Origin of the sequence: Agromyces binzhouensis (assembly GCF_042672355.1) — a bacterium.
GTDB lineage: Bacteria > Actinomycetota > Actinomycetes > Actinomycetales > Microbacteriaceae > Agromyces > Agromyces binzhouensis.
Genome location: NZ_JBHXVJ010000002.1, coordinates 389,299 through 413,778, shown reverse-complemented (window position 1 = coordinate 413,778; position 24,480 = coordinate 389,299). Strand labels below are relative to the sequence as shown.

Sequence of the window (24,480 nt, the reverse complement as noted above, 5' to 3'; positions counted from 1 at the left end):
TCCTATTCGGGGAGGTCGGGGAGGATTCCGGGCTGGATCAGGCGTTCGCGGGGGTCGACGGCGCGAACGAGGCCATCGCCTCCAGGAACGCCGTGGTCTCGGCCTCGGTGCCCGCGGTGACGCGCAGGCAGCCCGGCAGGCCGATCTCGCGGATCAGGATGCCGCGATCGAGGAGCGCCTCGAACACCGCGTGCGGGTCGGCGACGCCGCCGAAGAGCACGAAGTTGGCGCCGCTGCGGTACGGGTGGAAGCCGAGCCCGCGGAGCTCGCGCGTGATCCGCTCGCGCTGGGCGCGGATCTCATCGACCATCGCGAGCATCTCGTCGGCGTGCGCGAGGGCGCCGAGCGCCGCCGCCTGGGTCAGTGCGGAGAGGTGGTACGGGAGCCGCACGAGGCGCAGGGCGTCGATGACCGCCGGGGCGGCGGCGAGGTAGCCGACGCGAGCCCCCGCGAACGCGAACGCCTTGCTCATCGTCCGCGAGACGAGGAGCCTCGGCCGCCCCTGGAGGAGGGTCAACGCACTCGGCGTGCCCGGGTCGGCGAACTCCTGGTAGGCCTCGTCGACGACGACCACGCCGCGTGCGGCGTCGGCGACCGCGGCGATCGTCTCGAGCGAGAGCGGCGTGCCCGTGGGGTTGTTCGGGGAGCACAGCAGCACGACGTCGGGATCGTGTCGCTCGATCGCCGCGACCGCGGTCTCGGGCGAGAGCTCGAAGTCGCCGTCGCGGTCGGCGGCGATCCACCCGGTGCCGGTACCCGACGAGAGGAGGCCGTACATGGAGTAGGTGGGCCCGAAGCCGAGCGCGGTGCGGCCCGGTCCGCCGAAGGCCTGCAGCACGTGCTGCAGGACCTCGTTCGAGCCGTTCGCCGCCCAGAGCTGCTCCGGCACGAGGTCGTGGCCGAGGTACCGCGCGAGCGCGGTGCGCAGTTCGGTGAACTCGCGGTCGGGGTACCGGTTCAGGCCGATGATCGCGGCCGCCACGCGCGCGACGATGTCGTGCGCGACGTCCTCGGGGATCGGATGCGTGTTCTCGTTCACGTTGAGCGCGACCGGCACGTGCTTCTGCGGGGCGCCGTACGGGGACTTGCCGCGCAGATCGTCGCGGATGGGCAGGTCGTCGAGACTCGTCACCGATCAATGCTATCCGCGCGCCTCGTCGTGTTTCGCGGCGCCGGAGCACGGCGGGTGACGGCTACCCGACGGCGGGGAGGACGAGTTGCTGGCCGGGCTGCACGACGGCGTCGTCGAGGCCGTTCAGTCGCATGATCTCGTAGATCACGTCGCGCGGATCGGACGACGGAGCGATCGTCTCGGCGATGCCCCACAGTGTGTCGCCCGCACCGACCTCGACGGTCTCGAACGTCATCGCGGAGGCACCGCCGTCGATCCCGGCGACCGCGCCACCGCTCGAGAGCACGCCGACCAGGACGCCGAGCACCAACGGGAGCGCAGCCAGACCCGTGACGACGACGCGACCGCGCCTGGTGAGCCTCAGCCGGGCGCGCGGGGTCGTCGACCCGAACGCGGGCATCGTCGGCGCCGCACTCGCGGCCCCCATCACCACTGCACTCATTCCGCACCTCCCGGGCTTCCAGCTGCGCATCCGACCCTCGGCCGGGAGGGCCGGATGCGAAGCTGTGTTCCGAATATATCTTCGAACAATCGAAGCTGCAAGCACCGGAGGGTGGGATTTCCGGCCCGGATTCCGCGACACACTCGAACGGATGTTTGTCGCGCGCGTGCGAGGCGGATACAGTTTCGAATGTCCGACGACAGTCGAACACCGACCACCGACATCCGGGCCGACGCGGTCCCGACGAGAGGCGAGGCACGTGAGCATCGACATCGACCAGGCACGCGGCGCGGGCGGCCGGTCGCGTCGGCGCAAGACGCTGAGTCCGAAGCAGCTCGCGATCCTCGAGGTCATCCGCGGCTCGGTCTCCGACCGCGGGTACCCGCCGAGCATGCGCGAGATCGGCGACGCCGTCGGACTCTCCTCGCTCTCGAGCGTCACGCACCAGCTGAACCAGCTCGAGCTCGCCGGCTACCTGCGGCGCGACCCGAACCGTCCCCGTGCGCTCGAGATCCTCATCGACGTCCCCGGGGCGGAGCAGCGCGCGGCATCGGTCGAACCCGCGCCGGTCGGCGATGCGGCCATGGTCCCCATGGTGGGCCGCATCGCCGCAGGCGTGCCCATCACGGCCGAGCAGCAGATCGAGGAGGTCTTCCCGCTTCCCCGCCAGCTCGTGGGCAAGGGCGAGCTGTTCATCCTGAAGGTCGTCGGCGACTCGATGATCGACGCCGCGATCTGCGACGGCGACTGGGTCGTCGTCCGCTCGCAGAAGACGGCCGAGAACGGCGAGATCGTCGCGGCGATGCTCGACGGCGAGGCCACCGTCAAGGTCTTCCGCCAGCGCGACGGCCACACCTGGCTGCTCCCCCGCAACTCGGCCTTCGAGCCCATCCTCGGCGACGAGTCCGAGGTGCTCGGCAAGGTCGTCGCGGTGCTCCGCACGGTCTAGCCGCCCCCGCGCGAGCACTCGCGAAGACCGGTCGTCCCGCCACCGGCGACGGACGGCGGATGCCGCGGGCTCCCCCGCGGCATCCGCCGTCGCGCACGCTCGTCAGGCCGTCGGGACCGCGACCCCCTCGCGGACCGAGCGCGTCGCCTCGACGATGTTCGCGAGCGAGGCGACCGTCTCGTCGTAGCCGCGCGTCTTCAGCCCGCAGTCGGGGTTCACCCAGAGCCGGCCGGCGGGCACGCCGTCGACCGCGCGCTCGAGGAGCGAGCGCACCTCCTCGACGCTCGGCACGCGCGGCGAGTGGATGTCGTAGACGCCCGGCCCGACGCCGTGGTCGAACCCGCTCGCCGCGAGGTCGCCGACGACCTCCATACGGCTGCGCGCCGCCTCGATCGAGGTCACGTCGGCGTCGAGCTCGCGGATCGCGTCGATCACGACGCCGAACTCCGAGTAGCAGAGGTGCGTGTGCACCTGCGTCGCCGGCGCCGCGCCGCCCGTGGCGAGTCGGAAGGACCCCACCGACCAGTCGAGGTACGCGGGCTGGTCGGCGCGCTTCAGCGGCAGCAGTTCGCGGAGCGCGGGCTCGTCGACCTGGATGACGCGGATCCCGGCCGCCTCGAGGTCGCCGATCTCGTCGCGCAGGGCGAGCGCGACCTGGCGGGCCGTGTCGCCGAGCGGCTGGTCGTCGCGCACGAACGACCACGCGAGGATCGTGACCGGCCCCGTGAGCATGCCCTTGACGGGCTTCTCCGAGAGCGACTGGGCGTACGTCGACCACTCGACGGTCATCGGCGCAGGGCGCGACACGTCGCCCCAGAGGATCGACGGACGCGTGCACCGCGAGCCGTACGACTGCACCCAACCGTGCTGCGTGACCGCGAAGCCGTCGAGCAGCTCGGCGAAGTACTGCACCATGTCGTTGCGCTCGGGCTCGCCGTGCACGAGCACGTCCAGGCCCAGCTCCTCCTGCAGCCTGATGACGCGCGCGATCTCCTCGCGCATCAGCTCGCGGTAGGCGGCATCCGTCAGCTCGCCCTTCACGAGTCGCGCGCGGGCTCGGCGGATGTCGGCGGTCTGCGGGAACGAGCCGATCGTGGTCGTCGGGAGGGCGGGCAGCGCGAGGTCCTCCTGCGCGGCCACGCGGGCGTCGTAGGGGGCGCGCGCGAACGCGGTGGCGTCGAGTGCGTCCAGACGGGCCCGCACCGCGGGCACGCGCACGCCCGGCGCCGCGGCGCGGTCGGCGAGGGCTGCGGATGCCGCGTCGAGGTCGGCCGCGATCGCGTCGCGCCCCTCGGCCAGGCCGCGCGCGAGCGCAGCGACCTGGGCGACCTTCTGGTCGGCGAAGGCGAGCCAGCTCACGAGGCGCGCATCGAGCGCGCGCTCCTCGTCGACGTCGTGCGGCACGTGCAGGAGCGAGGTCGACGTGGAGACGGCGACCGAGCCCGAGACGGAGCGAAGCGCCTCGGCACGCGCGAACGCGTGGGCGAGGTCGCCCCTCCAGATGTTGTGGCCGTCGACGACGCCGGCGACGAGGGTCTTGGCGGCGAGCGCCTCCTCGGTCACCGGGTCGAGCTGCGCGGGCACGTCGCCGCGGACGAGGTCGAACCCGATCGCCTCGACGGGGGTGGCCGCGAGCACGGGCAGCGCCTCTGCGAGGTCGCCGTACGGCGCGGCGACGAAGATCGCCGGGCGAGCGTCGACCGCGCCGAGCGCGTCGTAGGCCTCCGCGACCGCCTCGAGCACGCGCTCGCGCGGCTCGTCGAGGCTCTCGCTCACGAGCCCCGGCTCGTCGAGCTGCACCCACTCTGCGCCGGCCGCCGCGAGCTGGGCGAGGAGCGTGCGGTAGACCGGCACGAGGTCGGCGAGGCGGTCGAGCGGCCGGAAGCCCTCGGGCGCGCCATCCGCCGCCTTCGCCAGCAGGAGGAACGTGACGGGTCCGACGAGGACCGGACGCGTGACGAACCCGGCCGCGCGCGCCTCGCGGACCTGCGCGACGAGTGCGTCGGCGTGCGCGGTGAACGCGGTGTCGGGACCGATCTCGGGCACGAGGTAGTGGTAGTTCGAGTCGAACCACTTCGTCATCTCGAGCGGCGCGTCGGCACCCTCGCCGCGGGCGACGGTGAAGTACCCGGCCAGGTCGAGCCGGCCGTCCTCGCCGAGCAGGCGCTCGAACCGCGCGGGGATCGCGCCGACCGCGACCGCGGCGTCGAGCACCTGGTCGTAGTACGAGAAGGACTCGGGGATCGCCGAGTCGGTGCGGCCGAGCCCGAGCCCGGCGAGTCGCTCGCGCGTCGCGGCCCGAAGGGCCGCCGCGGTGCGCTCGAGCTCGGCGGAGTCGATCCGGCCGGCCCAGAACGCCTCGACGGCGTGCTTGAGCTCACGTCGGCGCCCGATGCGCGGGTAGCCGAGGATCGTTCCGGTGGGGAAGGCGGGTGCGGTCATCGTTCTCTCGTGTTCCTCTCGGTGCCCGCATGGGCGTGGGCGGTGGCGAGGCCGAGCCGGTCGAGCACGGCGAGCACGGCCTCGTGGCGGTTGAAGGTGTACAGATGGAGTCCGGGGGCGCCGCCGTCGAGCACGCCGGCCGCCAGGTCCGCGGCGTATCCGACGCCGAGCTCGAACTGGGCGTCGGCGTCGGGCTCGATCTCGAGGTCGATCGCGAGCGCGGCGGGCGCGGGCACGCCGGTGAGCTGCTCGAGCCGGGCGAGCCGCGCGGGCGTGGTCACGGGCATGATGCCCGGGAGGATCGGGATCGTCACGCCGCCGGCCCGGGCCCGTTGCACGAAGGCCAGGTAGTCGTCGGCGTGCCAGAAGAGCTGCGTGATCGCGAGGTTCGCTCCTGCGACCTCCTTCGCGAGCAGCACGTCGACGTCCTGGTTCGACCCGCGCGAACGCGGATGGCCGGTCGGGAAGGCCGCCACGGCGACGCGCTCCGGACGGGGACGCTCGCGGATCGCGGTGACCCCGGGCATGCCCGGGATCCGCGACTGACCGAACGGCTCGCGTTCCTCCTGGACGCGGTGGATCAGCTGCACGAGCTCGGCGGCGCTGTGCAGGTCGCCGATCGCGTCCTCCGCATCAGCGGCTCCGGCCGGCGGGTCGCCGCGGAGCGCGAGGAAGCTCGTGATGCCCGCGTCGAGGAACTCTCGGACGAGGCGGTTCGCCTCGGCGTGGCTCGATCCGACGCAGGTCAGGTGCGCCATCGGCTCGACGCTCGTGTGCTCGAGCATGTACCGCAGCACCGTGAGCGAGCGGTCGCGGCTCGAGCCGCCCGCTCCGAACGTCACCGAGATGAACGCGGGGTCGACCTCGGCGAGCCGGTCGATGGTGCGGCCGAGCGCGATCGCCGCGGCGTCCGTGCGCGGCGGGAACAGCTCGAACGAGATCGGCACGCGCGGCCGGGCGGCGACGCCGTCGGGCTCGGTTCCGGTCATGTCGCTCCAGGTGGCGAGCAGTTCCGAGGAGGTCGAGTGCACGGCACGCCGCGCCCGACCTGCCGGAACGGCAGGTGGGTCTCGCGGGCGGGTGCCGGGCTCGGCGGTCGCTCCAGGCGGGCGGCATCCGGCCGCTCGCCACGATCAGGTGCGACGATACGCCGGGTCGGGGGCATCCGCTCCCGGTGTTACGACGAGTGACTCGACGGCCGTGCCGCGAGTCGCGGCACCCGGCAGGGCCGAGCGGATGCTACGCGAGCGCCGCGACGCGGAACTCCTCCAGCTGTGCGGCCTGCTCGGGCGACGCCAACGCGCGGATGCGCGTCCCGTCCTCGAGGTACTCGGTGGAGAGCACGCGGCCGGTCTCGTGCAGCGCGGAGACGATGTCGCCCCGCTCGTAGGGCACGAGGAGGTCGACCTCGACAGCAGGGTCGGGCAGCATGCGCCCGATCGCGGCGAGCACCTCGGCGACGCCCTCGCCGGTGCGCGCCGAGGCGAACACGGCGTTCGGCTCGAGCCCCTGCAGGACCAGCCGGTCCTCGGGCGTCACGAGGTCGGCCTTGTTGAAGACGACGAGCTCGGGGATGTCGCGGGCGCCGACCTCGCCGATGACGTCGCGCACGGTCGCGATCTGCTGGGCGGGGTCGGGGTGCGCGGCGTCGACGACGTGCACGATCAGGTCGGCGTCGCCGACCTCCTCGAGCGTCGACCGGAACGCCTCGACGAGCTGGTGCGGGAGGTTGCGCACGAAGCCGACCGTGTCGGCGATCGTGTAGACACGACCGTCGGCTGTCGTGTTGCGGCGCACGGTCGCATCGAGCGTGGCGAAGAGCGCGTTCTCGACCAGCACGCCCGCGCCCGTGATGCGGTTGAGCAGGCTCGACTTGCCCGCGTTGGTGTAGCCCGCGATCGCGACCGACGGAACGGCGTTGCGCTTGCGGTTCGCGCGCTTGGCGTCGCGCGCGGGCTTCATGCCGACGATCTGCCGACGGAGCCTCGCCATCCGGGTGTGGATGCGGCGGCGGTCCAGCTCGATCTTCGTCTCACCGGGACCGCGCGAGCCCATGCCCGCACCTGCGCCGCCGACCTGGCCACCGGCCTGGCGGGACATCGACTCGCCCCAGCCGCGCAGGCGCGGAAGGAGGTACTCGAGCTGCGCGAGCTCGACCTGCGCCTTGCCCTCACGGCTCTTGGCGTGCTGGCTGAAGATGTCCAGGATCACGGCGGTGCGGTCGATCACCTTCACCTTGACCGCGTCCTCCAGCGCACGACGCTGGCTCGGGGCGAGCTCGGTGTCGGCGACCACGGTGTCCGCACCGAGCGCGGCGACCACGTGCCGGAGCTCCTCGGTCTTGCCGCGGCCGAGGTAGGTGCTGGGGTCGGGGTGCGGACGGCGCTGCAGGACTCCGTCGAGCACGCGCGCACCGGCCGTCTCGGCGAGGGCGGCGAGCTCGCGGAGCGAGTTCTCGGCGTCCTCGAGCGACCCCTGCGGGTAGACGCCGATGAGCACGACGTTCTCGAGTCGCAGCTGCCGGTACTCGACCTCGGTGACGTCCTCGAGCTCGGTCGAGAGGCCGCCGACGCGGCGGAGCGCCGCGCGCGCCTCGCGATCGTACTGCTCGCCGTCGAAGCCGTCGTCGTCGTGCCCGGCGAGCCCGGCGCGCTGGATGGACGAGGCGTCGGACCCGCCGAACCGGGACACACCCGCCCGGGCGTCGGCGCTGCGCAGCACGCGCTCGACCGCGTCGTCGTGGGTCTCGGGTGCCGCGTCATTCATCGTGTCAAGCCTACTTCCGTTCGCCTGCGATAGGTTTCCCCGTATGCCGCAGGAGCACTACTTCTCGTCCAAGCCCGCCGACCGGGCGGCGCTCCGGACCGTCCCGGTGCGACTCGCCGGCCGCGACGTCGAGGTGCAGACCGCCGGGGGCGTCTTCAGCCCCGACCACGTCGACCTCGGCACCCGCGTCCTCCTCGACGAGGTCCCGAAGGCTCCCGCCGCCGGACACCTGCTCGACCTCGGCGCCGGCTGGGGCCCGATCGCACTCACGCTCGGACTGCAGTCGCCGGATGCCACGGTGTGGGCCGTCGACGTGAACGAGCGTGCACTCGACCTCGTCCGCCGGAACGTCCGGCGCCTCGGACTCCACAACGTCAACGCCGTGAGTCCCGCGGATGTTCCCGACGACCTGCGATTCTCCGTGATCTGGTCGAATCCGCCCATCCGGATCGGCAAGGCCGAGCTGCACGCGCTGCTGCGCCGATGGCTGCCCCGCCTCGACGCCGGCGCCACGGCGTGGCTCGTCGTGCAGAAGAACCTCGGCGCCGACTCGCTGCAGCGCTGGCTCGGCGAGGAGTTCGGCGACGGATGGACCGTCGGGCGGGCCGCGACCTCGAAGGGCTTCCGCGTGCTCACGGTGACGCGCGACGCCTGACGGCGACCCCGCGACTCCGCCGCGCGCGATCCGAGCCGCCGCGCCATCCGGCTCAGGCCAGCGCGAGCACCCCGTCGAAGACGAGTTCGCCCGGCCCGGAGAGCAGCACGTGCTCACCGTCGGGACGCGACTCCATGCGCACGCCGAGCACGCCCCCCGGCACCTGGACGACCCACGTGTCGGGGGCGTGCTCGCCGGCCCAGTGGCGGACGGCGAGCGCCGCGGCGACCGCACCCGTGCCGCACGAGAGCGTCTCGCCCGACCCGCGCTCGTGCACGCGCATGCGGATCCTCCCGCGACCGTTCTCGACGAGCGGCTCCGCGGGGACGACGAACTCGACGTTCGCGCCGGCCTGCGGCTGCGGTTCGAGGATCGGCAGGTAGGCCAGGTCGAGCCCGTCCAGTTCGTCGTCGTCGGCGAGGGCCACCACGACGTGCGGATTGCCGACGTCGATGCCCAGGCCGGGGCGCGCGACGGGCAGGTTCTTGGCGCGCACCAGCGGCTCTCCGCCGTCGAGGCGCCACACGCCGAGGTCGGCCTCGAATCCGGCGCCGGTCACGCGGACCCGACGGACTCCCGCTCGGGTGCCGATCGCGATCCACTCGTCGCCCGAGGGCGCGACGTGCCCCTGGTCGACGAGGTAGCGCACGAACACCCTGATGCCGTTGCCGCACATCTCCGAGACGCTGCCGTCCGCGTTCCAGTAGTCCATGAACCACGTCGCCTGCGGGTCCTCCGCGAGCGCGCCGGCGCCGTCGGCCAGCCGGTCCGAGCGGACGGCCCGGATCACGCCGTCGGCGCCGACGCCGAAGCGCCGGTCGCACACCGCCGCGATCTGCGTGGGCGAGAGTTCGTGTTCGCCCTCGGGGTCGCTGAACAGCACGAAGTCGTTGCCCGTGCCCTGGCCCTTGGTGAAGCGCAGATCGAACGCCATCGCACCAGTCTAGGGAGCGCGCGGCGCCTCAGACGCCGCGCGCCAGCCTCGCCACCCCTGCGGCGAAGGCCGCCGGGTCGCCGGCATCGACGACCGATGCCGCGGCGTACCGCTTGAACCAGCCGACCTGCCGTCGGGCGTAGGTCCGCGTGAGCGCCTGCGTCTCCGCGATCGCGTCGGCCTCCGTCATCCGGCCCTGCAGCTGCGCGAGCGCCTGCGCGTAGCCGATCGCCTTGCGCGCGGTCACGCCGCGTTCGAGGCCCGCCGGAACGAGGCTGCGCACCTCGTCGAGGAGCCCGCCCGCCCACATGCCCGCGGCGCGGGCGTCGAGTCGCGCGACGAGCTCGGCCCGGTCGGCACGCAGGTGCACGATGCGGTGCGGCCGCCAGGGCACGGGTTCGTCCGGCAGGCGCGCGGCCTTCGGCTCGCCGGTGAGCTCGATGACCTCCAACGCGCGGACGATCCGTCGGCCGTTCTGCGGGTCGACGCCCGCGGCCGTCTCGGCGTCGAGCTCGCGCAGCCGGCGATGCATGAGGCCCGGACCGATCTCCTCGAGCTCGGCCTCGAGGCGCGAGCGGATCGCGGCGTCCGTCCCGGGGAAGCGGAGGTCGTGGATGACGCTCGAGACGTACAGCCCGGACCCTCCGGTGAGGAGTGCGACGCCACCGCGCGACGCGATCTCGTCGATGACGCGGCGGGCATCGGCCTGGTACGCGGCGACGGATGCCTCGTCGGTGACGTCGAGCACATCGAGCAGGTGATGCGGGACGCCCTCGCGCTCGTCCTCCGAGAGCTTGGCGGTGCCGATGTCCATGCCCCGGTAGAGCTGCATGGCGTCGGCGTTGACGACCTCGGCGACGCCGCCCGCGGCGGCGATCGCGTGCGCGACATCGAGCGCGAAGCGCGACTTGCCGGTGCCCGTGGCGCCGACGACCGCGATCAGCGTCACGTCAGCGCTGGCCGTCGGCGGGGTCGTAGATCGGCATGGTGCCGACGCCCGGGCTGGTGAGCGGCTCGCCGCCGATGCGCAGCGAGGGCAGCCCGAGCGAGACGCGCCCGGGGGTCGAGGCCGCGGCTCCGGGCGCCGCGGGCACGCCGCAGCTCTCGGCCTGCGCCCGGTCCCACGCGTCGCCCGCGCGCGTCCGCCGGATGCGCAGCGGCGCTCCGTCGATCGAGTCGGCGAGCAGGTGGAACGGCGCGGCCTGGGTGATCTCGACCGAGACGACGTCGCCGGGTCGCGGGAGGTCGGACCCCGCGGGCACCTCGAAGTGCACGAGGCGGCTGTCTTCCGCGCGGCCGCTCATGCGGTGGGTCTCGGAGTCCTTCTTGCCCTCGCCGGTCGAGACCAGCACCTCGACGGCGGTACCGACGAGCTTCCGGTTCTCCTCCCATGAGACGCGCTCCTGCAGGGCGATGAGGCGCTCGTAGCGCTCCTGCACGACCTCCTTCGGCACCTGGTCCTCCATGGTCGCCGCGGGCGTACCGGGCCGGATGGAATACTGGAACGTGAACGCCGAGGCGAAGCGTGCGGCCTCGACGACGCGGAGGGTCTCCTGGAAGTCCTCCTCGGTCTCGCCGGGGAACCCGACGATGATGTCGGTCGTGATCGCGGCGTTCGGGATCTTCGCGCGCACGCGATCGAGGATGCCGAGGAACTTCTCCGAGCGGTAGGAGCGGCGCATGGCCTTGAGGATGCGGTCGGAGCCGGACTGGAGCGGCATGTGCAGCTGGGGCATCACGTTCGGCGTCTCGGCCATCGCGTCGATGACGTCGTCGGTGAACGCGGCGGGGTGCGGGCTCGTGAAGCGGATACGCTCGAGCCCGTCGACCTCGCCTGCCGCGCGCAGCAGCTTGCCGAACGCCTGGCGGTCGCCGAACTCGACTCCGTAGGAGTTCACGTTCTGGCCGAGGAGGGTCACCTCGATGGCCCCGTCGTCGACCAGCGCCTGCACCTCGGCGAGGATGTCGCCCGGCCGCCGGTCCTTCTCCTTGCCGCGGAGCGCGGGCACGATGCAGAACGTGCAGGTGTTGTTGCACCCGACCGAGATGGACACCCAGCCGGAGTAGGTCGAGTCTCGCTTCGTCGGCAGGGTCGAGGGGAAGACCTCGAGCGCATCGAGGATCTCGAGCTGGGCCTCGTCGTTGTGACGAGCGCGTTCGAGCAGGCTCGGCAGCGACCCCATGTTGTGCGTGCCGAAGACGACGTCGACCCATGGGGCCTTCTCGAGGATGACGTTCTTGTCCTTCTGGGCGAGGCAGCCGCCGACCGCGATCTGCATGCCCGCGTGGCGACGCTTCACGCCGGCGAGGTGGCCGAGGTTGCCGTAGAGCTTGTTGTCGGCGTTCTCGCGCACCGCGCACGTGTTGATCACGACGACATCGGGCTCCGCGCCGTCGGCGGGCACGTACCCGGCGGCCTCGAGCGAACCGCTGAGTCGCTCCGAATCGTGGACGTTCATCTGGCACCCGAAGGTGCGGACCTCGTAGGTGCGGGGCGCGTCCGAATCGGCGGCGACGGGGTCCCCGGTCGCGGGCATCGCCTCGTGAATGGTGCTCATGATCGCACCAGTCTACGATCCGTCATTCGGCGTCGTCGCCGTCGAGTGCGGCGGCGACCGCGCGCCGGACGAGGTCGCTGCCGTAGCCGCGCCGCATGAGGAATGCGGACAGCCGACGCTCGGCGACCCGACGCTCGAGCCCGCCCAGCTGTCGCGCCCGGCGCTCGGCGATGAGGAGCGCATGCTCGAACTCCACGTCGGGATCGAGCGTGTCGATCGCCTCGCGGGCGAGCTCGTCCTCGATGCCCCGGCGGCCGAGCTCGTGCAGCACCGCGCCGCTCCCGCGCCCTCGCCGGACGCCGTGGCTGTGCACCAACTGCTCGGCGAGCCGGCGGTCGTCGAGGTAGCCGAGCCGCGCGTACCGCTCGATCCACTCCTCGACCTCGCCCTCGTCGAGCCCGTGCTCGATGAGGATCGCCCGCACCTCCGACACCGACAGCGAGGAACGCCGAAGGCGCGAGACGATCAGCCGGTCGATGCGGTCGTCCCGCTCGAGGCCCGTCTCGTCGACTCCGTCGCCCGCATCCGCCGGGGGACGCTGTCGCTCGGCCACGCCGTGGGCGGCACCCTCGGATCCCTCCGACGGCGCCGCCCACGGCAGGTAGGTGACCGGCGCGAGTCGCTCGTTCCCCTGCTCCGTCATCGGATCCGCCCGCTCAGGCGCCCTTGCGCTTCGACGCGATCGACTCGACGTTCGCCGGCGCCGCAGCTGCCGGAGCACCGGCGGCCTGGCCGATGCCGAGCTTCGCGAGGATCTTCTTCTCGATGTCGGCGGCGATGTCGGGGTTCTGCAGGAGGAAGTTTCGGGCGTTCTCCTTGCCCTGGCCGAGCTGGTCGCCGTCGTACGTGTACCAGGCGCCGGACTTCTTCACGATGCCCTGATCGACGCCGTAATCGATGAGGCTGCCCTCGCGCGAGATGCCAACGCCGTAGAGGATGTCGAACTCGGCCTGCTTGAACGGCGGGGCCATCTTGTTCTTCACGACCTTCACGCGCGTGCGGTTGCCGACTGCGTCGGACCCGTCCTTCAGCGTCTCGATGCGACGGATGTCGAGCCGCACCGATGCGTAGAACTTCAGCGCCTTGCCACCCGCAGTGGTCTCGGGGCTGCCGAAGAACACGCCGATCTTCTCGCGGAGCTGGTTGATGAAGATCGCCGTCGTCTTGGTCTGGTTGAGCCCACCGGTGAGCTTGCGCAGGGCCTGCGACATGAGTCGTGCCTGGAGACCGACGTGCGAGTCGCCCATCTCGCCCTCGATCTCGGCCCGAGGCACGAGCGCCGCCACCGAGTCGATGACGACGAGGTCGATCGAACCCGAGCGGATCAGCATGTCGGCGATCTCGAGCGCCTGCTCACCCGTGTCGGGCTGCGAGACGAGCAGCGAGTCGATGTCGACGCCGAGCTTCTTCGCGTAGTCGGGGTCGAGTGCGTGCTCCGCGTCGATGAACGCCGCGATGCCGCCAGCGCGCTGCACGTTCGCGATCGCGTGGAGCGTCAGGGTCGTCTTGCCGGAGGACTCCGGCCCGTAGATCTCGATGATGCGGCCGCGCGGCAGGCCGCCGACGCCGAGCGCGACATCGAGTGCGATGGAACCGGTGGGGATGACCTCGACCGGTGCGCGCTCCTCACTGCCGAGGCGCATCACCGATCCCTTGCCGAACTGGCGGTCGATCTGGGCGAGTGCGGTCTCGAGGGCCTTCTCGCGGTCTGCGGGTGATGGCATCGGTGCTCCTTCGGGGTGAATGACGGCTGCCTCTAGGCTGTCGTTCCGCGTGCCAGGCCGTGACCCGGCACGTCTCGCGACAAGGCGGTTGCGGTGTGTTCCGACGCCTCCGACCGTATGGTCGGCCACCGACATCCGTCGCCCGAGAGCGCTCGGCTGTGGATGGCTGCGTCATCCCTCCTGCTGTTGAGGAGCCTAACGCAGCATCCGAACGCATGTTCGATGCGCGCCCCGGCGTGTCGAACGCGTCTTCGGGCGCTTCAGCCGCCTATCGCGAGGCCCGCTCGCCCGGGTCCGGACGACCGACGCCGTGGCGACGCGCCTCCGGGACATCCGTCGCCTCGCAGAGCGCGAACCAGACGTCGCGCGGAGCCGCGCCCGCGGCCAGCGCCTCGCGCGCGGTGCGGTTGCCGAGCCCGACGAGCACGACGTCGTTCACGACGACCTCCCCGTACCCCGGGCCGAACTCCTGCTCGACCGCCAGCGCGAACTCGCTGCGTTTCACCGATGGACCTCCGGACGTGCGAACGGCCGGTCACGAGGACCGGCCGTTCGAGTGGATCTGTGGATCAGCGGACCATCATGTCCGCGTCGAACTCCGCCACCAGCTCGTCGGGGAGGCTGTCGGGCACCGACGGGGCGTTGAGCCCCTCGAGCACCGCGATGCGGTCGCCGACCTCGTGCATGATCACGGAGATGGGAGTGTCGAGCGCGTCCGCGACGGACGCGAGGATCTCGCTCGAGGCCTCCTTCTGGCCGCGCTCCACCTCGCTGAGGTAGCCGAGCGCGACGCTCGCCTTGCTGGCGACCTGGCGGAGGGTCCGGCCCTTCTGCAGGCGGAAGTCCCTCAGCACGTCGCCGATCTCCTGTCGAACCAGAACCATCGGAACCTCCCTCGTCTCACCTGCGACCCTCGACCGGGGCCGGTACGGGGAGGTCAGTCTAGCGCCTCTTCCCGTTCACCGAGCCTACCCGTGGTCACTGGTGTTTTGCTCTGAACCCGACAGCTGTAACAGGGAGTTCACGCGACCTATTCCCTCGTCTCCGGACCGTGGGACCCACGATCGGGCCCGGATGCCGCGGGCGCCTCGACCGCCGGCAGGGCACCGGTCGGGACGAGCACCGGTGCCGACTCCAGCCGCGCACGGCGACGCTTCAACCAGACGCCGATCACGACGATGACTGCGAGCGTGGCGTACGCCACGATCGCGAACGGGCTGTGGACGAGGTACAGGAGGTCCCCCTGGCTGATCGCCATCGACTTGCGCAGCTGCTCCTCGGCCATCGGTCCGAGGATCCCGCCGACGACCATCGGCGCGACCGGATAGCCGTATCGGCGCATGAGGAACCCGACGAGCCCGACGGCCAGGAGCGTCACGGTGTCGATGACGTTGAAGTGCAGGGCGTAGGCCCCGAGACCCGCGAACGCGAGGATGCCTCCGTAGAGGTAGGGGCGCGGGATGCGGAGCACCTTGACCCACATGCCCACGAGCGGGAGGTTCAGCACGATGAGCAGCACGTTCCCGATGTAGAGGCTCGCGATGAGCGCCCAGACCAGGCCCGACTCGTTCTCGAAGAGCAGCGGTCCGGGTCGGATGCCGTAGGACTGGAAGGCGGAGATGATGATCGCCGCCGTCGCGGTCGTCGGCAGCCCGAGGGTGAGCAGGGGCACGAGCACGCCCGCCGCGGCGGCGTTGTTCGCCGACTCGGGGCCCGCCACGCCCTCGATGGCGCCACGGCCGAACTCGGCACGAGCCGTTCCCTTCGCCAGCCGTCGCTCGGCCGCGTAGGAGAGGAACGTCGCGACGTCGGCCCCGCCCGCCGGGATGGTGCCGATGGGGAACCCGATGGCGGTCCCGCGGAGCCACGGCTTCCAGGAGCGTCGGAGGTCGTCGCGCGTCAGCCAGGTGCGCCAGCCGCGATCGACCGGGATGACCCGGACGGAACCGTGCCGGAGCCGGGAGGCCACGTACAGGGTCTCCCCCACCGCGAAGAGGCCGACCGCGATCAGCACGATGTCGATGCCGTCCGCGAGGCTCGGCACGCCGAACGTGTACCGCTGCTGGCCCGAGAGCACCTCGGTGCCGACGAGTCCGAGGACGAGGCCGAGTCCGAGCGAGACCAGCCCGCGCGGGACGCTCGAGCCGAGGAGCGCCCCGACCGTGAGGAACGCCACGACGATGAGTGCGAAGTAGTCCGCAGGACCGAGCTGGACGGCGAGTCGGGCGATGCCCGGCGCCAGGAAGGTCAGCAGGACGGTCGCAACCGTTCCCGCGACGAACGACCCGATGGCCGCCGTCGCGAGCGCGGCGGCGCCTCGGCCGGCCTTCGCCATGCGGTTGCCCTCGAGGGCCGTGACGATCGACGCGGATTCGCCCGGCGTGTTCAACAGGATCGACGTGGTCGAACCGCCGTACATCCCGCCGTAGTAGATGCCGGCGAACAGGATCAGTGCGCCCGTCGGATCGAGCGTGTAGGTGAGCGGGAGCAGCAGCGCGACGGTCATCGCGGGGCCGATGCCCGGGAGCACGCCGACGGCCGTGCCGATGAACACGCCGAACAGCGCGGTGAGCAGGTACTGGGGCTGCATCGCGGTCGCGAAGCCCTCGAGGAGGGCGGAGAGGCTATCCATTGAAGATCGGGATCCAGTTCAGGGCGGGACCGGCGGGCAGGGAGAGGCCGAGCCAGGCGCCGAAGACCAGCTGGGTGACGATGCCAAGGGCGAGGCCGATGCCGATCGCCGCCCACCAGCGCTTCGCGCCGAGCACGACCGCCGCTCCGCCGAAGACGACGGCGACGGCCACGGGCCAGCCCGCCAGGTCGATCAGGACGAGTTGGGAGAGGAAGACGGCCACCAGCTTCGCGACCGTCGTCCAGTCGGTCGGCGCATCCGGGTCGACGTCCTCGCCGTCGTCGGGGAGGCCGCGACGGCCCAGCAGGAGGCCGACGAGGACGGCGAGCGCGGCGAGGACGAGGAGCGCGCCGACCGCGTAGGGGAAGGCGCGCGGCCCGAGCACGCTCGCCGACCCCGGAGGGACGCGGATCCCGCCCGCCCCGGCGATCGTGCCGATGCCGACGAGGAGCGCGGCGCCGGCGAATGCGTACTCGCCGACGGCTCGGACCCGCCGCGTCGGCCCGGATGGGGCCCCCTCCGACGCCTGCGCGCCGGAGGGGACGATGGCGCGGTCCGTCACCGCGACACCAGGCCGATGGTCTCGAGCGTCGCCGACACCTCGTCGATGTTGCCGTCGAGGAAGCTCGAGAACTCGTCGCCGGCGAGGAAGGCGTCCGCCCAGCCCTTCTGCTCGAGCGTCTCGGTCCACGCGTCCGAGTCGTGCAGGTCGGCCACGAGCGTCCGGAGCGCGTCCGCGTCCCCGTCCGAGATGCCGCCGGGCGCGAGCAGGCCTCGCCAGTTGGTCAGCTCGACGTCGTAGCCCTCCTCGGCGAGCGTGGGCGTGTCGGGGAGGAGCCCCACGCGCTCGGGTGACGAGACCGCGAGCGCACGCAGCTCCCCCGCCTCGATCTGCTCGACGAACTCGCCCACGCCGGAGATCCCGGCCTGCACGGTGTTGCCGAGCAGCATCGTCACGGCCTCGCCGCCGCCGGAGTTCGGGATGTAGTTGAGCGTCGACGGGATCTCGGCAGGATCCACTCCGGCCTCGGTGAGCAGCATGCCGGCGAGGATGTGGTCGGCGCCGCCCGCGGACCCGCCCGTGACCGAGATCGCGGCGCCCTGGTCGACGATCGCGTCGACCAGGTCCTCGGTGGTCCGGTACGACGACTCGACGGGCACGACGAGGACGAGGGCCTCTTCGGTCAGTCGCGCGATCGGCGTCATGTCCTCGATGCGCACCTCGGATGCGTTCGTCTCGACCGCGCCGACCATGACGAGGCCCGTGATCATGAGCGTCGCCGGGTCGGTCTCGTTGGCGAGCGAGGCGAGTCCGACGGTCCCTCCGGCACCGCCGATGTTCTGCACGGGTGCGGACGAGACGAGGCCCTCGTCCGTGAGGACCTGTGCCATCGAGCGGGCCGTCTGGTCCCACCCGCCGCCGGGGTCGGCGGGAGCGATCACGTTGACCGCGTCGATGACCACGGCTCCCTCGGCGTCGGCATCGGACGATGCGGCCGGGGCGGCGCATGCGGCGAGGCCGAGCGCGACCGAGAGGCTGAGCCCGACGACGGCGGTCCTGGTGACACGAGTGCGCTGACGGGCGGGGAAGGCCGCGGGGGACGGCCGATTGGGTGATCGCAATGCTCCTCCTTGAGTTCCCGGCGTCCTCGCCGGGCCGACGATCGGTGGGTTCCGACGCTAGGACCGCCCGACGCGCCGCGGCAGGTTGCGGTCGTAACGGTGGTTTCGGTCGTTGCGGCCGTTTCGGTCGTATCGGTCACGGCCGCCGGGTCGCGCCGCTGCCGGCGTGCGGCAGACTTGTCCGGTGGGCCGGTCGATGACGCTGGGGATGCAGTTGCTCCTGCTGCAGGTCGCCATCGTGCTCGTGACGGTCGTCGGGACCGGCGTGACGGCGATGCTGATCCAGGAGAACCAACTCCGCGAGGCCTACCAGGACCGCATGATCGCGGTCGCGCAGTCGGTCGCCCGCCTCCCCGTCGTGCTCGGCGCGTTCGACGACGCCGATCCGTCCGCTGCGATCCAGCCGGTCGCAGAGGTCGTGCGCAGCGCCTCGCACGTCACCTACGTCGTCGTGACGGATGCCGCGGGCATCCGCTACTCCCACCCGAACCCCGACCGCATCGGCGAACGCGTGTCGACGGATCCCGCGATCCCGCTGTCCGGTCAGGTGTACGTCGGCACGCAGACGGGCACCCTGGGCGAGTCGTGGCGTGTCAAGGTACCCATCTTCGACGAGGCCGGCGAGGTGATCGGGCAGGTCTCGGTCGGCATCCTCGAGTCGGAGCTGCGCGCCGACTTCCTCGGCGGACTCGGCGGCCTGCTGGCGGCGCTCGCGATCGCGGCGCTGGTCGGCGTCGTCGGTTCCGCATGGATCGGACGGGTCATCCGTCGTCGCATCTACGGCCTCGAGCCCGACGAGATCCGGGCGATGCTCGAGACCAGGCAGGCGATGCTCCACGGAATCCGCGAGGGCCTCGTCGCCGTCGACCACCGGGATCGCGTGGTCCTCCTGAACGACGCGGCCGCCCGTCTGCTCGGCGTCGCCGACCCCGACTCGGTGCTGGGACGTCCGATGGCCGAGGTCGTCGAGCCGGAGCTCGCCGCCGTCGTCGCGGCTGCGGAGGAGCAGGAGACGCTGGTGCTCTCGGGCGAGCGGGTGCTGCTCGTGCACGGCGACCGCGTGCGCGTCGACGGTCGCGAGGTCGGCTCCATCGCGATCCTGCGCGACCGGACGGAGCTCGAGGCCGTCCTTCGCGAGCTGCAGGGGGCGCAGGGCCTCGCGGAGGGACTGCGCGCGCAATCGCACGAGTTCTCGAACACGCTCCACGTCGTGAGCGGCCTGCTCGAGCTCGGCGACGTCGACGCGGCGGTGGCGTACATCGAGCGCGTCGGCGGCGGCGGGGCGCTGTCCTCGCTCGCCGACCGCGGCGGCATCGCGGATGTCGAGACGGCCGCCCTCGTCCTCGCGAAGCGGTCGCGTGCCCACGAGCTGGCTGTGGAGCTGGAACTCACCGCCGACTCCCACCTGTCGCCGATCGAGGATGCGGCGTTCCGCACCGACCTCGTGACCGTGGTGGGCAACCTGCTCGACAACGCCGTGGAGGCGTGCGTGCTGGGCGGCCGCGTCCTGGTCTCGATCCGGGACGACGACGAGGCGTCCGTCGTGGTCGTCACGGTCGACGACGACGGGCCCGGGGTGCCGGAGGGCCGGCGCGCCGAGATCTTCGAGCCGGACGTGACCGGCAAGTCGCCCGCCGACGGGAAGGCGCGGCGCGGGATCGGTCTCACCATCGTGCGTCGGGTGGCGGACCGCCTCGGCGGGCAGGCGTCGGTCGCCCGGTCCCCGTCCGGCGGCGCGCGGTTCGTCGTGCGACTTCCGCTGCCCGGCGTCGACGTCGCGACGGTCCCGGCGAGCGCGGCGGGGCACGCGGCGGGGACGTCGTGAACGTCGTCAGCGCGCTCATCGTCGACGACGACCTCGCCGTCGCCCGGATCAACCGCGCGTTCGTCGACGCCGTGCCCGGGTTCTCTGTCGTCGGCGAGGCCCACACCGGGGCCGAGGCGATCCGGGCCGTGGGTCGGCTGCGTCCGGACCTCGTCCTGCTCGACGTCTACCTGCCCGACCTCGGCGGACTCGACGTGCTCCGGCGGATCCGCGCGGCGGGCGACGACGTCGAGGTCGTGGCGGTGACCGCGGCGCGCGACCTCGAGACCGTCCGCCGGGCCCGGCTGCTCGGCGTGCGGCACTACCTCGTGAAGCCGTTCTCCCGGACCAGCCTGGTGAAGCGACTGGAGGAGGTCCGTCGCGGGCTCATCGCCGATCGCGCCGATTCGACCGGCTACCTCGACCAGGGCGCGGTCGATCGCCTGCTCGGCGCCTCGCTGGACGCCCAGTCGCTTCCGAAGGGCCTCTCGGCCATCACGCTGGAGCGGGTCGAGGCCGACCTCTCATCGCGTCCGGGCGACGCCTCGGCCGCTGAGATCGCGGAGGCGGTCGGATTGGCGCGCGTGAGCGCTCGGCGGTATCTGGAGCACCTCGTCTCCATCGGTGCGGCGCAGGTCGCGCCACGGTACGGGAGCGCCGGCCGACCTGAGCACCGCTACCGGATGTCGCCGCGCTGACGCGGCGTCGCGTCGGACGACGCCCCGAGCGCATCGAGCTCGACGATCGCCTCGGCGAGGGCCCGCGAGACGGCCGCGCGCCGAACCGCCGAGCGGTCGCCCGGGACGCGCAGCGCGACGGAACGGATGCCTCGGGGCGACGCGACGCCGACGTAGACGAGGCCCGGCGGGTGTCCGGCCTGCGGGTCGGGGCCGGCGACGCCCGTGGTGGCGAGCCCGAGATCGGCGGGGCGCCCGCGGACCGCGCAGGCGGACCGGATGCGATCGGCGAGCTGCCCCGCCACCTCGGGGTCCACCGGCCCTCGCGCCTCCAGCAGGTGCGCGTCGACCCCGACGAGCGCGTGCTTGAGCTCGGTCGCGTAGGCGACGACGCCTCCGAGCAGCACGTCCGACGCCCCCGGCACATCGACGATCGTCGCCGAGAGGAGGCCGCCCGTGAGCGACTCGGCGCAGGCGACGGTCAGCCCGGCCGCGCGCAGCCGTCGGACGAGGTCGGCCGCCTCGCTCACCTCGGCTCGGCCCGGTGCTCGCGCCCCAGGCGGATCGCGTCGCGCACGTAGAGCAGGCCCGACCAGACGGTGAGCACGAGCGCCACGGCCATCGCCGCCCAGTTCACCCAGAGGATCCAGTCGCCCACGAGCGTCCAGAGCGGGGTGAGGAAGAGCGAGATCGCGATCGCCTGCGCGAAGGTCTTCGCCTTGCCCCCCGAGGATGCCGGCACCACCGTGCCACGACCCAGCTCGACGAACCGCCAGACCGTGATGCCGACCTCACGGACGACGATGAGGATCGTGATCCACCACCACAACTCGCCGAGGATCGACAGGCACACGAGCGCGCCGCTCGTGAGCAGCTTGTCGGCGATCGGGTCGAGGAGCTTGCCGAGGTCGGTGACCAGCCCGCGCGACCGGGCGATCTGGCCGTCGACCCAGTCCGTCGAGATCGCGACGATGAAGATGACCGCGGCCCACCACCGCATGGGGCCGTCGGCTCCGCCGTCGGCGAGCAGCAGCCAGAAGAAGATCGGCGCCATGACGATCCGGAGGATCGTGATCGCGTTCGGGAGGTTCCAGTTCGAGATGCGATCACGGCCATCGGGAGCGGTCATGGACCAAGCCTAGCCTCGGCGGGCCGGCCGCCCGGATGCCGATGGTCCCGCTCGTGACCGCCGTCGCGGCGCCTCGATTCAGTCGCGGCCCGTGAGCCCCCAGGCATCCTCGTCGGTGTCGCCCTCGACCTCTTCGAGGCCCTCCGGGATGCGTCCGACGGGGTCGTCGTAGCGGTCGTCGACGTCGTCGGACGACGCGGCAGCGGCAGGCGCGGCCGGCGCCGCCGGTGCGGGCGCCGCAGGCGCGGCCGGGGCGGCGGGCTCCTCGCCGCGCAGCTTCGCGAGCACGCCGGGCAGCTGCTCGGGCGTCACGAGGACGTCGCGCGCCTTGGACCCCTCGGACGGTCCGACGATCTCGCGCGACTCGAGGAGGTCCATGAGGCGTCCGGCCTTGGCGAAGCCGACGCGGAGCTTGCGCTGCAGCATCGACGTGGAGCCGAACTGCGTGGAGACGACCAGCTCGGCGGCCGCGAGCAGCAGCTCGAGGTCGTCGCCGATGTCGGAGTCGATCTCCTTCTTCTCGACCGCCGCCTCGACGTCCTTCCGGTACTCGGGGCGGGCCTGGCGCGTGACGTGCTTCACGACGCGATCGATCTCGGTCTCGGTGACCCACGCGCCCTGCACGCGGATCGGCTTCGACGCGCCCATCGGCAGGAAGAGCGCGTCGCCCTGTCCGATGAGCTTGTCGGCGCCGGGCTGGTCGAGGATGACGCGCGAGTCGGTGACGCTCGTCACCGCGAACGCGAGCCGCGACGGCACGTTGGCCTTGATGAGGCCCGTGACGACGTCGACCGAGGGGCGCTGGGTGGCGAGCACGAGGTGGATGCCCGATGCGCGCGCGAGCTGCGTGATGCGCACGATGGAGTCCTCGACGTCGCGTGGGGCGACCATCATGAGGTCCGCGAGCTCGTCGACGACGACGAGCAGGTACGGGTAGGGCTTGAGCGTGCGCTCGCTGCCGGCGGGCAGCTTGATCTCGTCGCCCACCACGGCCGCGTTGAAGTCGTCGATGTGGCGGAACCCGAACGACGCGAGGTCGTCGTACCGCATGTCCATCTCCTTCACGACCCACTGCAGCGCCTCTGCGGCCTTCTTGGGATTCGTGATGATCGGGGTGATGAGGTGCGGCACGCCCGCGTAGGGCGCCAGCTCGACGCGCTTCGGGTCGATCAGCACCATCCGCACCTCGGACGGCTTCGCCCGCATGAGCAGGCTCGTGATCATGGAGTTCACGAAGCTCGACTTGCCGGACCCCGTGGAACCGGCCACGAGCAGGTGCGGCATCTTGGCGAGGTTCGCGACGACGTAGCCGCCGCCGACGTCCTTGCCGACGCCGATCGTCATCGGGTGCTTCGCGTTCACCGCGGCGCCCGAGCGGAGCACGTCGCCGAGCGTGACGGTCTCGCGATCGGCGTTCGGGATCTCGACGCCGATCGCGGACTTGCCGGGGATCGGCGAGAGGATGCGGACCTCGTTGGACGCGACCGCGTACGAGAGGTTCTTCGACAGCGCCGTCACGCGCTCGACCTTCACCCCCGGCCCGAGCTCGATCTCGTACTGCGTCACCGTCGGGCCGCGGGAGAAGCCCGTGACCTTCGCGTCGACGCCGAACTGCTCGAGCACGCCCGTGATCTGCCGCACGACCTCGTCGTTCACCGCGGAGCGGGTCTTGGCGGGTGCGCCCGCTGCGAGCGTCGAGGACGACGGCAGGTGGTACGGCCGGTCCGGCAGGTCGGCGGGCCGGTCGGGGGATGCCGCGGGGTCGGCGGTCGCGGTCGCGTCGCCCACGGCCGCACCCGCGCCGAGCCCGGCCGCGGCGCCGGCGGGCGCGAGGACCTCGGTCGCCCCGGCGTCGTCGCCATGGAGTCCCGTGCCGTCACCTGCGACCTCACCGGTGAAGCGCTGCAGCGCGGACTCGGCCCGTTCGAGGTCGTCGATGACGCCCGCGCCGTACGGATCGGCGGGCCGAACCCCCTCGAGGGGCGTCTCGAAGCTGCCCGCGGCAGAGCCCTCGCCGAACACCTCGGTGATGCCGTCGGCGCCCGCGTCGGTGAACTCGGGGTCCTCCTCGCGGTTGGACGCGTTGCGGCGCCACCAGGGCAGCAGCCCGCCTGAGGGCGCCTCGTCGTCGATGCCGTCGAGCTCGACCTGCTCGGAGCGGCCCGCCCTCGACCGGCGCTTCGGCTTCGCCTCCGTCACGGCGTCCTCGGCCGCCCCGCCGTCGGCCTCGCCGTCGATCGCACCGAACAGCCACACGTACAGCTCTTGGAAGCGCTGCGGGATCCGGTTCGGCGGCGTCTTGGTGAGGATGAGGAGCGAGAGCACCGCGAGGATCGCGATCACGATGGCGGCGCCGACATCGGTGAGGAGGAGGATCAGCGGCTCGGCGAGCATCCAGCCGAGGATGCCCCCGGCGCCGGCCAGCACGGGCATGCCCTCGCTCGGCGACGGCTGGCCGCCGAACAGGTGGCACAGCCCGGAGACGGTGATGAGCAGCATCCCGAGGCCGATGCCGATGCGCGTGTTGTCGTGCACCGAACTCGGGTGCCGGAACAGCCACACGGCGAACATCAGCATCACGACCGGCAGCGCGAACGCCACGCGTCCGAAGAGACCGCCGAACGTGTATGCGTCGAGCGTCTGGGCCACGGGGTCGTTGATGAAGAACCACTCGACGATGGCGCCCGTCACGGCGAGCAGCACCAGGAAGAAGGGCAGGCCGTCGCGGCGCTCCTCCTTCGCGAGGGTCTCCGGGCCGAGCGCTCGGGCCGCACCTCCGGTCAGGTGCGCGAGCGCCATCCAGGCGCGGACGACGACCCCCGGCCGATCGGACTTCGGGGGTGCGCTGCGCGCCGCGCGCGTCGACGTGCGCTGCGCCGGCAGCTTCTTCGTGGGCGCGGTCCGCGTCGACGAGCCGCGCCCGGACGCGCCGGAGGCGCGACCGTTCGACCTGGTGCTCGTAGCCATGCGTTCCACGTTACGGCCCGCCGGCGACGCAGGCGCGCAGGCCGGT

The 24,480-nt window shown here is 72.2% G+C and carries 22 protein-coding genes; 4 read left to right on the top strand and 18 right to left on the bottom strand.

Annotated elements, in window-relative coordinates:
- Window positions 1-37: 37 nt before the first annotated feature.
- Together ACFVHK_RS05645 and ACFVHK_RS05640 are read right to left on the bottom strand one after the other, a co-directional pair.
- Window positions 38-1,132, bottom strand: coding sequence for a histidinol-phosphate transaminase (locus ACFVHK_RS05645; RefSeq protein ID WP_376927972.1), 1,095 nt, complete (start codon window positions 1,130-1,132; stop codon window positions 38-40).
- Between the two features lie 61 nt (window positions 1,133-1,193).
- Window positions 1,194-1,574 carry a LysM peptidoglycan-binding domain-containing protein gene (locus tag ACFVHK_RS05640; RefSeq protein WP_242492275.1) on the bottom strand — a complete coding sequence of 127 codons (381 nt, stop codon included), beginning with the start codon at window positions 1,572-1,574 and terminating at the stop codon, window positions 1,194-1,196.
- 271 nt (window positions 1,575-1,845) lie between these two features.
- Between ACFVHK_RS05640 and lexA the strand changes: the two genes are divergently transcribed.
- On the top strand, window positions 1,846-2,523 hold the full coding sequence (lexA, locus tag ACFVHK_RS05635) for a transcriptional repressor LexA (protein WP_376928000.1): 678 nt from the start codon (window positions 1,846-1,848) through the stop codon (window positions 2,521-2,523).
- 102 nt (window positions 2,524-2,625) lie between these two features.
- On the opposite strand, the gene metE is transcribed toward lexA, so the two are convergent.
- The 3 genes from metE to hflX form a co-directional block, all read right to left on the bottom strand.
- A complete protein-coding gene (gene metE / locus ACFVHK_RS05630) occupies window positions 2,626-4,965 on the bottom strand; it encodes a 5-methyltetrahydropteroyltriglutamate--homocysteine S-methyltransferase (RefSeq protein WP_376927971.1) in 2,340 nt (779 codons plus the stop codon).
- Window positions 4,962-5,954 carry a methylenetetrahydrofolate reductase gene (locus ACFVHK_RS05625; protein ID WP_129234665.1) on the bottom strand — a complete coding sequence of 331 codons (993 nt, stop codon included), beginning with the start codon at window positions 5,952-5,954 and terminating at the stop codon, window positions 4,962-4,964. The genes metE and ACFVHK_RS05625 overlap by 4 nt, the downstream gene beginning before the upstream one ends.
- Before the next feature lie 250 nt (window positions 5,955-6,204).
- Window positions 6,205-7,731 carry a GTPase HflX gene (gene hflX / locus ACFVHK_RS05620; protein WP_376927970.1) on the bottom strand — a complete coding sequence of 509 codons (1,527 nt, stop codon included), beginning with the start codon at window positions 7,729-7,731 and terminating at the stop codon, window positions 6,205-6,207.
- Between the two features lie 43 nt (window positions 7,732-7,774).
- Here hflX and ACFVHK_RS05615 point away from each other — a divergent pair, with 43 nt between their 5' ends.
- Window positions 7,775-8,386, top strand: coding sequence for a class I SAM-dependent methyltransferase (locus tag ACFVHK_RS05615; RefSeq protein ID WP_129234663.1), 612 nt, complete (start codon window positions 7,775-7,777; stop codon window positions 8,384-8,386).
- 52 nt (window positions 8,387-8,438) lie between these two features.
- Here the strand turns inward: ACFVHK_RS05615 and dapF are convergent, their stop codons facing one another.
- The 10 genes from dapF to ACFVHK_RS05565 form a co-directional block, all read right to left on the bottom strand.
- Window positions 8,439-9,320: a diaminopimelate epimerase gene (gene dapF / locus ACFVHK_RS05610; RefSeq protein WP_129234662.1), complete on the bottom strand. Its 882-nt coding sequence runs from the start codon at window positions 9,318-9,320 to the stop codon at window positions 8,439-8,441.
- A 28-nt stretch (window positions 9,321-9,348) separates the two neighbouring features.
- Window positions 9,349-10,269: a tRNA (adenosine(37)-N6)-dimethylallyltransferase MiaA gene (gene miaA / locus ACFVHK_RS05605; RefSeq protein ID WP_376927969.1), complete on the bottom strand. Its 921-nt coding sequence runs from the start codon at window positions 10,267-10,269 to the stop codon at window positions 9,349-9,351.
- A 1-nt stretch (window position 10,270) separates the two neighbouring features.
- Window positions 10,271-11,857, bottom strand: coding sequence for a tRNA (N6-isopentenyl adenosine(37)-C2)-methylthiotransferase MiaB (gene miaB, locus ACFVHK_RS05600; protein ID WP_376927999.1), 1,587 nt, complete (start codon window positions 11,855-11,857; stop codon window positions 10,271-10,273).
- A 43-nt stretch (window positions 11,858-11,900) separates the two neighbouring features.
- The gene (locus ACFVHK_RS05595) at window positions 11,901-12,521 is read right to left on the bottom strand and encodes a regulatory protein RecX (RefSeq protein WP_376927968.1); all 621 of its coding nucleotides are present in this window, start codon (window positions 12,519-12,521) and stop codon (window positions 11,901-11,903) included.
- Between the two features lie 13 nt (window positions 12,522-12,534).
- Window positions 12,535-13,602 carry a recombinase RecA gene (gene recA / locus ACFVHK_RS05590; RefSeq protein WP_129235231.1) on the bottom strand — a complete coding sequence of 356 codons (1,068 nt, stop codon included), beginning with the start codon at window positions 13,600-13,602 and terminating at the stop codon, window positions 12,535-12,537.
- A 268-nt stretch (window positions 13,603-13,870) separates the two neighbouring features.
- Window positions 13,871-14,107, bottom strand: coding sequence for a DUF3046 domain-containing protein (locus tag ACFVHK_RS05585; RefSeq protein ID WP_376927967.1), 237 nt, complete (start codon window positions 14,105-14,107; stop codon window positions 13,871-13,873).
- A 64-nt stretch (window positions 14,108-14,171) separates the two neighbouring features.
- Entirely contained in the window at window positions 14,172-14,486 is a 315-nt protein-coding gene (locus ACFVHK_RS05580) for a helix-turn-helix domain-containing protein (RefSeq protein WP_129235233.1), read from the bottom strand.
- Window positions 14,487-14,632: 146 nt separating this feature from the next.
- Window positions 14,633-16,234 carry a tripartite tricarboxylate transporter permease gene (locus ACFVHK_RS05575; RefSeq protein WP_376927966.1) on the bottom strand — a complete coding sequence of 534 codons (1,602 nt, stop codon included), beginning with the start codon at window positions 16,232-16,234 and terminating at the stop codon, window positions 14,633-14,635.
- On the bottom strand, window positions 16,227-16,796 hold the full coding sequence (locus ACFVHK_RS05570) for a tripartite tricarboxylate transporter TctB family protein (protein ID WP_376927965.1): 570 nt from the start codon (window positions 16,794-16,796) through the stop codon (window positions 16,227-16,229). Before ACFVHK_RS05570 ends, ACFVHK_RS05575 begins: the two co-directional genes overlap by 8 nt.
- On the bottom strand, window positions 16,793-17,857 hold the full coding sequence (locus tag ACFVHK_RS05565; RefSeq protein ID WP_376927964.1) for a Bug family tripartite tricarboxylate transporter substrate binding protein: 1,065 nt from the start codon (window positions 17,855-17,857) through the stop codon (window positions 16,793-16,795). The genes ACFVHK_RS05570 and ACFVHK_RS05565 overlap by 4 nt, the downstream gene beginning before the upstream one ends.
- A 184-nt stretch (window positions 17,858-18,041) precedes the next feature.
- On the opposite strand from ACFVHK_RS05565, the gene ACFVHK_RS05560 reads away from it, so the two are divergent.
- Together ACFVHK_RS05560 and ACFVHK_RS05555 are read left to right on the top strand one after the other, a co-directional pair.
- Window positions 18,042-19,682: an ATP-binding protein gene (locus ACFVHK_RS05560; protein WP_376927963.1), complete on the top strand. Its 1,641-nt coding sequence runs from the start codon at window positions 18,042-18,044 to the stop codon at window positions 19,680-19,682.
- Complete coding sequence (locus ACFVHK_RS05555) at window positions 19,679-20,359, top strand: response regulator (RefSeq protein WP_376927962.1); 681 nt, start codon at window positions 19,679-19,681, stop codon at window positions 20,357-20,359. Before ACFVHK_RS05560 ends, ACFVHK_RS05555 begins: the two co-directional genes overlap by 4 nt.
- On the opposite strand, the gene ACFVHK_RS05550 is transcribed toward ACFVHK_RS05555, so the two are convergent.
- The 3 genes from ACFVHK_RS05550 to ACFVHK_RS05540 all read right to left on the bottom strand — a co-directional run bounded on the left by ACFVHK_RS05550 (window position 20,338) and on the right by ACFVHK_RS05540 (window position 24,434).
- Window positions 20,338-20,868, bottom strand: a complete 531-nt coding sequence (locus ACFVHK_RS05550; protein WP_376927961.1) for a CinA family protein — start codon at window positions 20,866-20,868, stop codon at window positions 20,338-20,340. The two genes, ACFVHK_RS05555 and ACFVHK_RS05550, sit on opposite strands and share 22 nt — an antisense overlap.
- The gene (gene pgsA / locus ACFVHK_RS05545; protein WP_376927960.1) at window positions 20,865-21,467 is read right to left on the bottom strand and encodes a CDP-diacylglycerol--glycerol-3-phosphate 3-phosphatidyltransferase; all 603 of its coding nucleotides are present in this window, start codon (window positions 21,465-21,467) and stop codon (window positions 20,865-20,867) included. The genes ACFVHK_RS05550 and pgsA overlap by 4 nt, the downstream gene beginning before the upstream one ends.
- A gap of 78 nt (window positions 21,468-21,545) precedes the next feature.
- Window positions 21,546-24,434: an FtsK/SpoIIIE family DNA translocase gene (locus tag ACFVHK_RS05540; RefSeq protein WP_376927959.1), complete on the bottom strand. Its 2,889-nt coding sequence runs from the start codon at window positions 24,432-24,434 to the stop codon at window positions 21,546-21,548.
- Between the last annotated feature and the right edge of the window lie 46 nt (window positions 24,435-24,480).

Bases quoted from the DNA above. Each gene is read 5' to 3' on its own strand.
- ACFVHK_RS05640 (WP_242492275.1), bottom strand. From the start codon at position 1,574: ATGAGTGCAGTGGTGATGGGGGCCGCGAGTGCGGCGCCGACGATGCCC.
- metE (WP_376927971.1), bottom strand. From the start codon at position 4,965: ATGACCGCACCCGCCTTCCCCACCGGAACGATCCTCGGCTACCCGCGC.
- ACFVHK_RS05625 (WP_129234665.1), bottom strand. From the start codon at position 5,954: ATGACCGGAACCGAGCCCGACGGCGTCGCCGCCCGGCCGCGCGTGCCG.
- hflX (WP_376927970.1), bottom strand. From the start codon at position 7,731: ATGAATGACGCGGCACCCGAGACCCACGACGACGCGGTCGAGCGCGTG.
- ACFVHK_RS05615 (WP_129234663.1), top strand. From the start codon at position 7,775: ATGCCGCAGGAGCACTACTTCTCGTCCAAGCCCGCCGACCGGGCGGCG.
- dapF (WP_129234662.1), bottom strand. From the start codon at position 9,320: ATGGCGTTCGATCTGCGCTTCACCAAGGGCCAGGGCACGGGCAACGAC.
- miaB (WP_376927999.1), bottom strand. From the start codon at position 11,857: ATGCCCGCGACCGGGGACCCCGTCGCCGCCGATTCGGACGCGCCCCGC.
- ACFVHK_RS05595 (WP_376927968.1), bottom strand. From the start codon at position 12,521: ATGACGGAGCAGGGGAACGAGCGACTCGCGCCGGTCACCTACCTGCCG.
- recA (WP_129235231.1), bottom strand. From the start codon at position 13,602: ATGCCATCACCCGCAGACCGCGAGAAGGCCCTCGAGACCGCACTCGCC.
- ACFVHK_RS05580 (WP_129235233.1), bottom strand. From the start codon at position 14,486: ATGGTTCTGGTTCGACAGGAGATCGGCGACGTGCTGAGGGACTTCCGC.
- ACFVHK_RS05575 (WP_376927966.1), bottom strand. From the start codon at position 16,234: ATGGATAGCCTCTCCGCCCTCCTCGAGGGCTTCGCGACCGCGATGCAG.
- pgsA (WP_376927960.1), bottom strand. From the start codon at position 21,467: ATGACCGCTCCCGATGGCCGTGATCGCATCTCGAACTGGAACCTCCCG.
- ACFVHK_RS05540 (WP_376927959.1), bottom strand. From the start codon at position 24,434: ATGGCTACGAGCACCAGGTCGAACGGTCGCGCCTCCGGCGCGTCCGGG.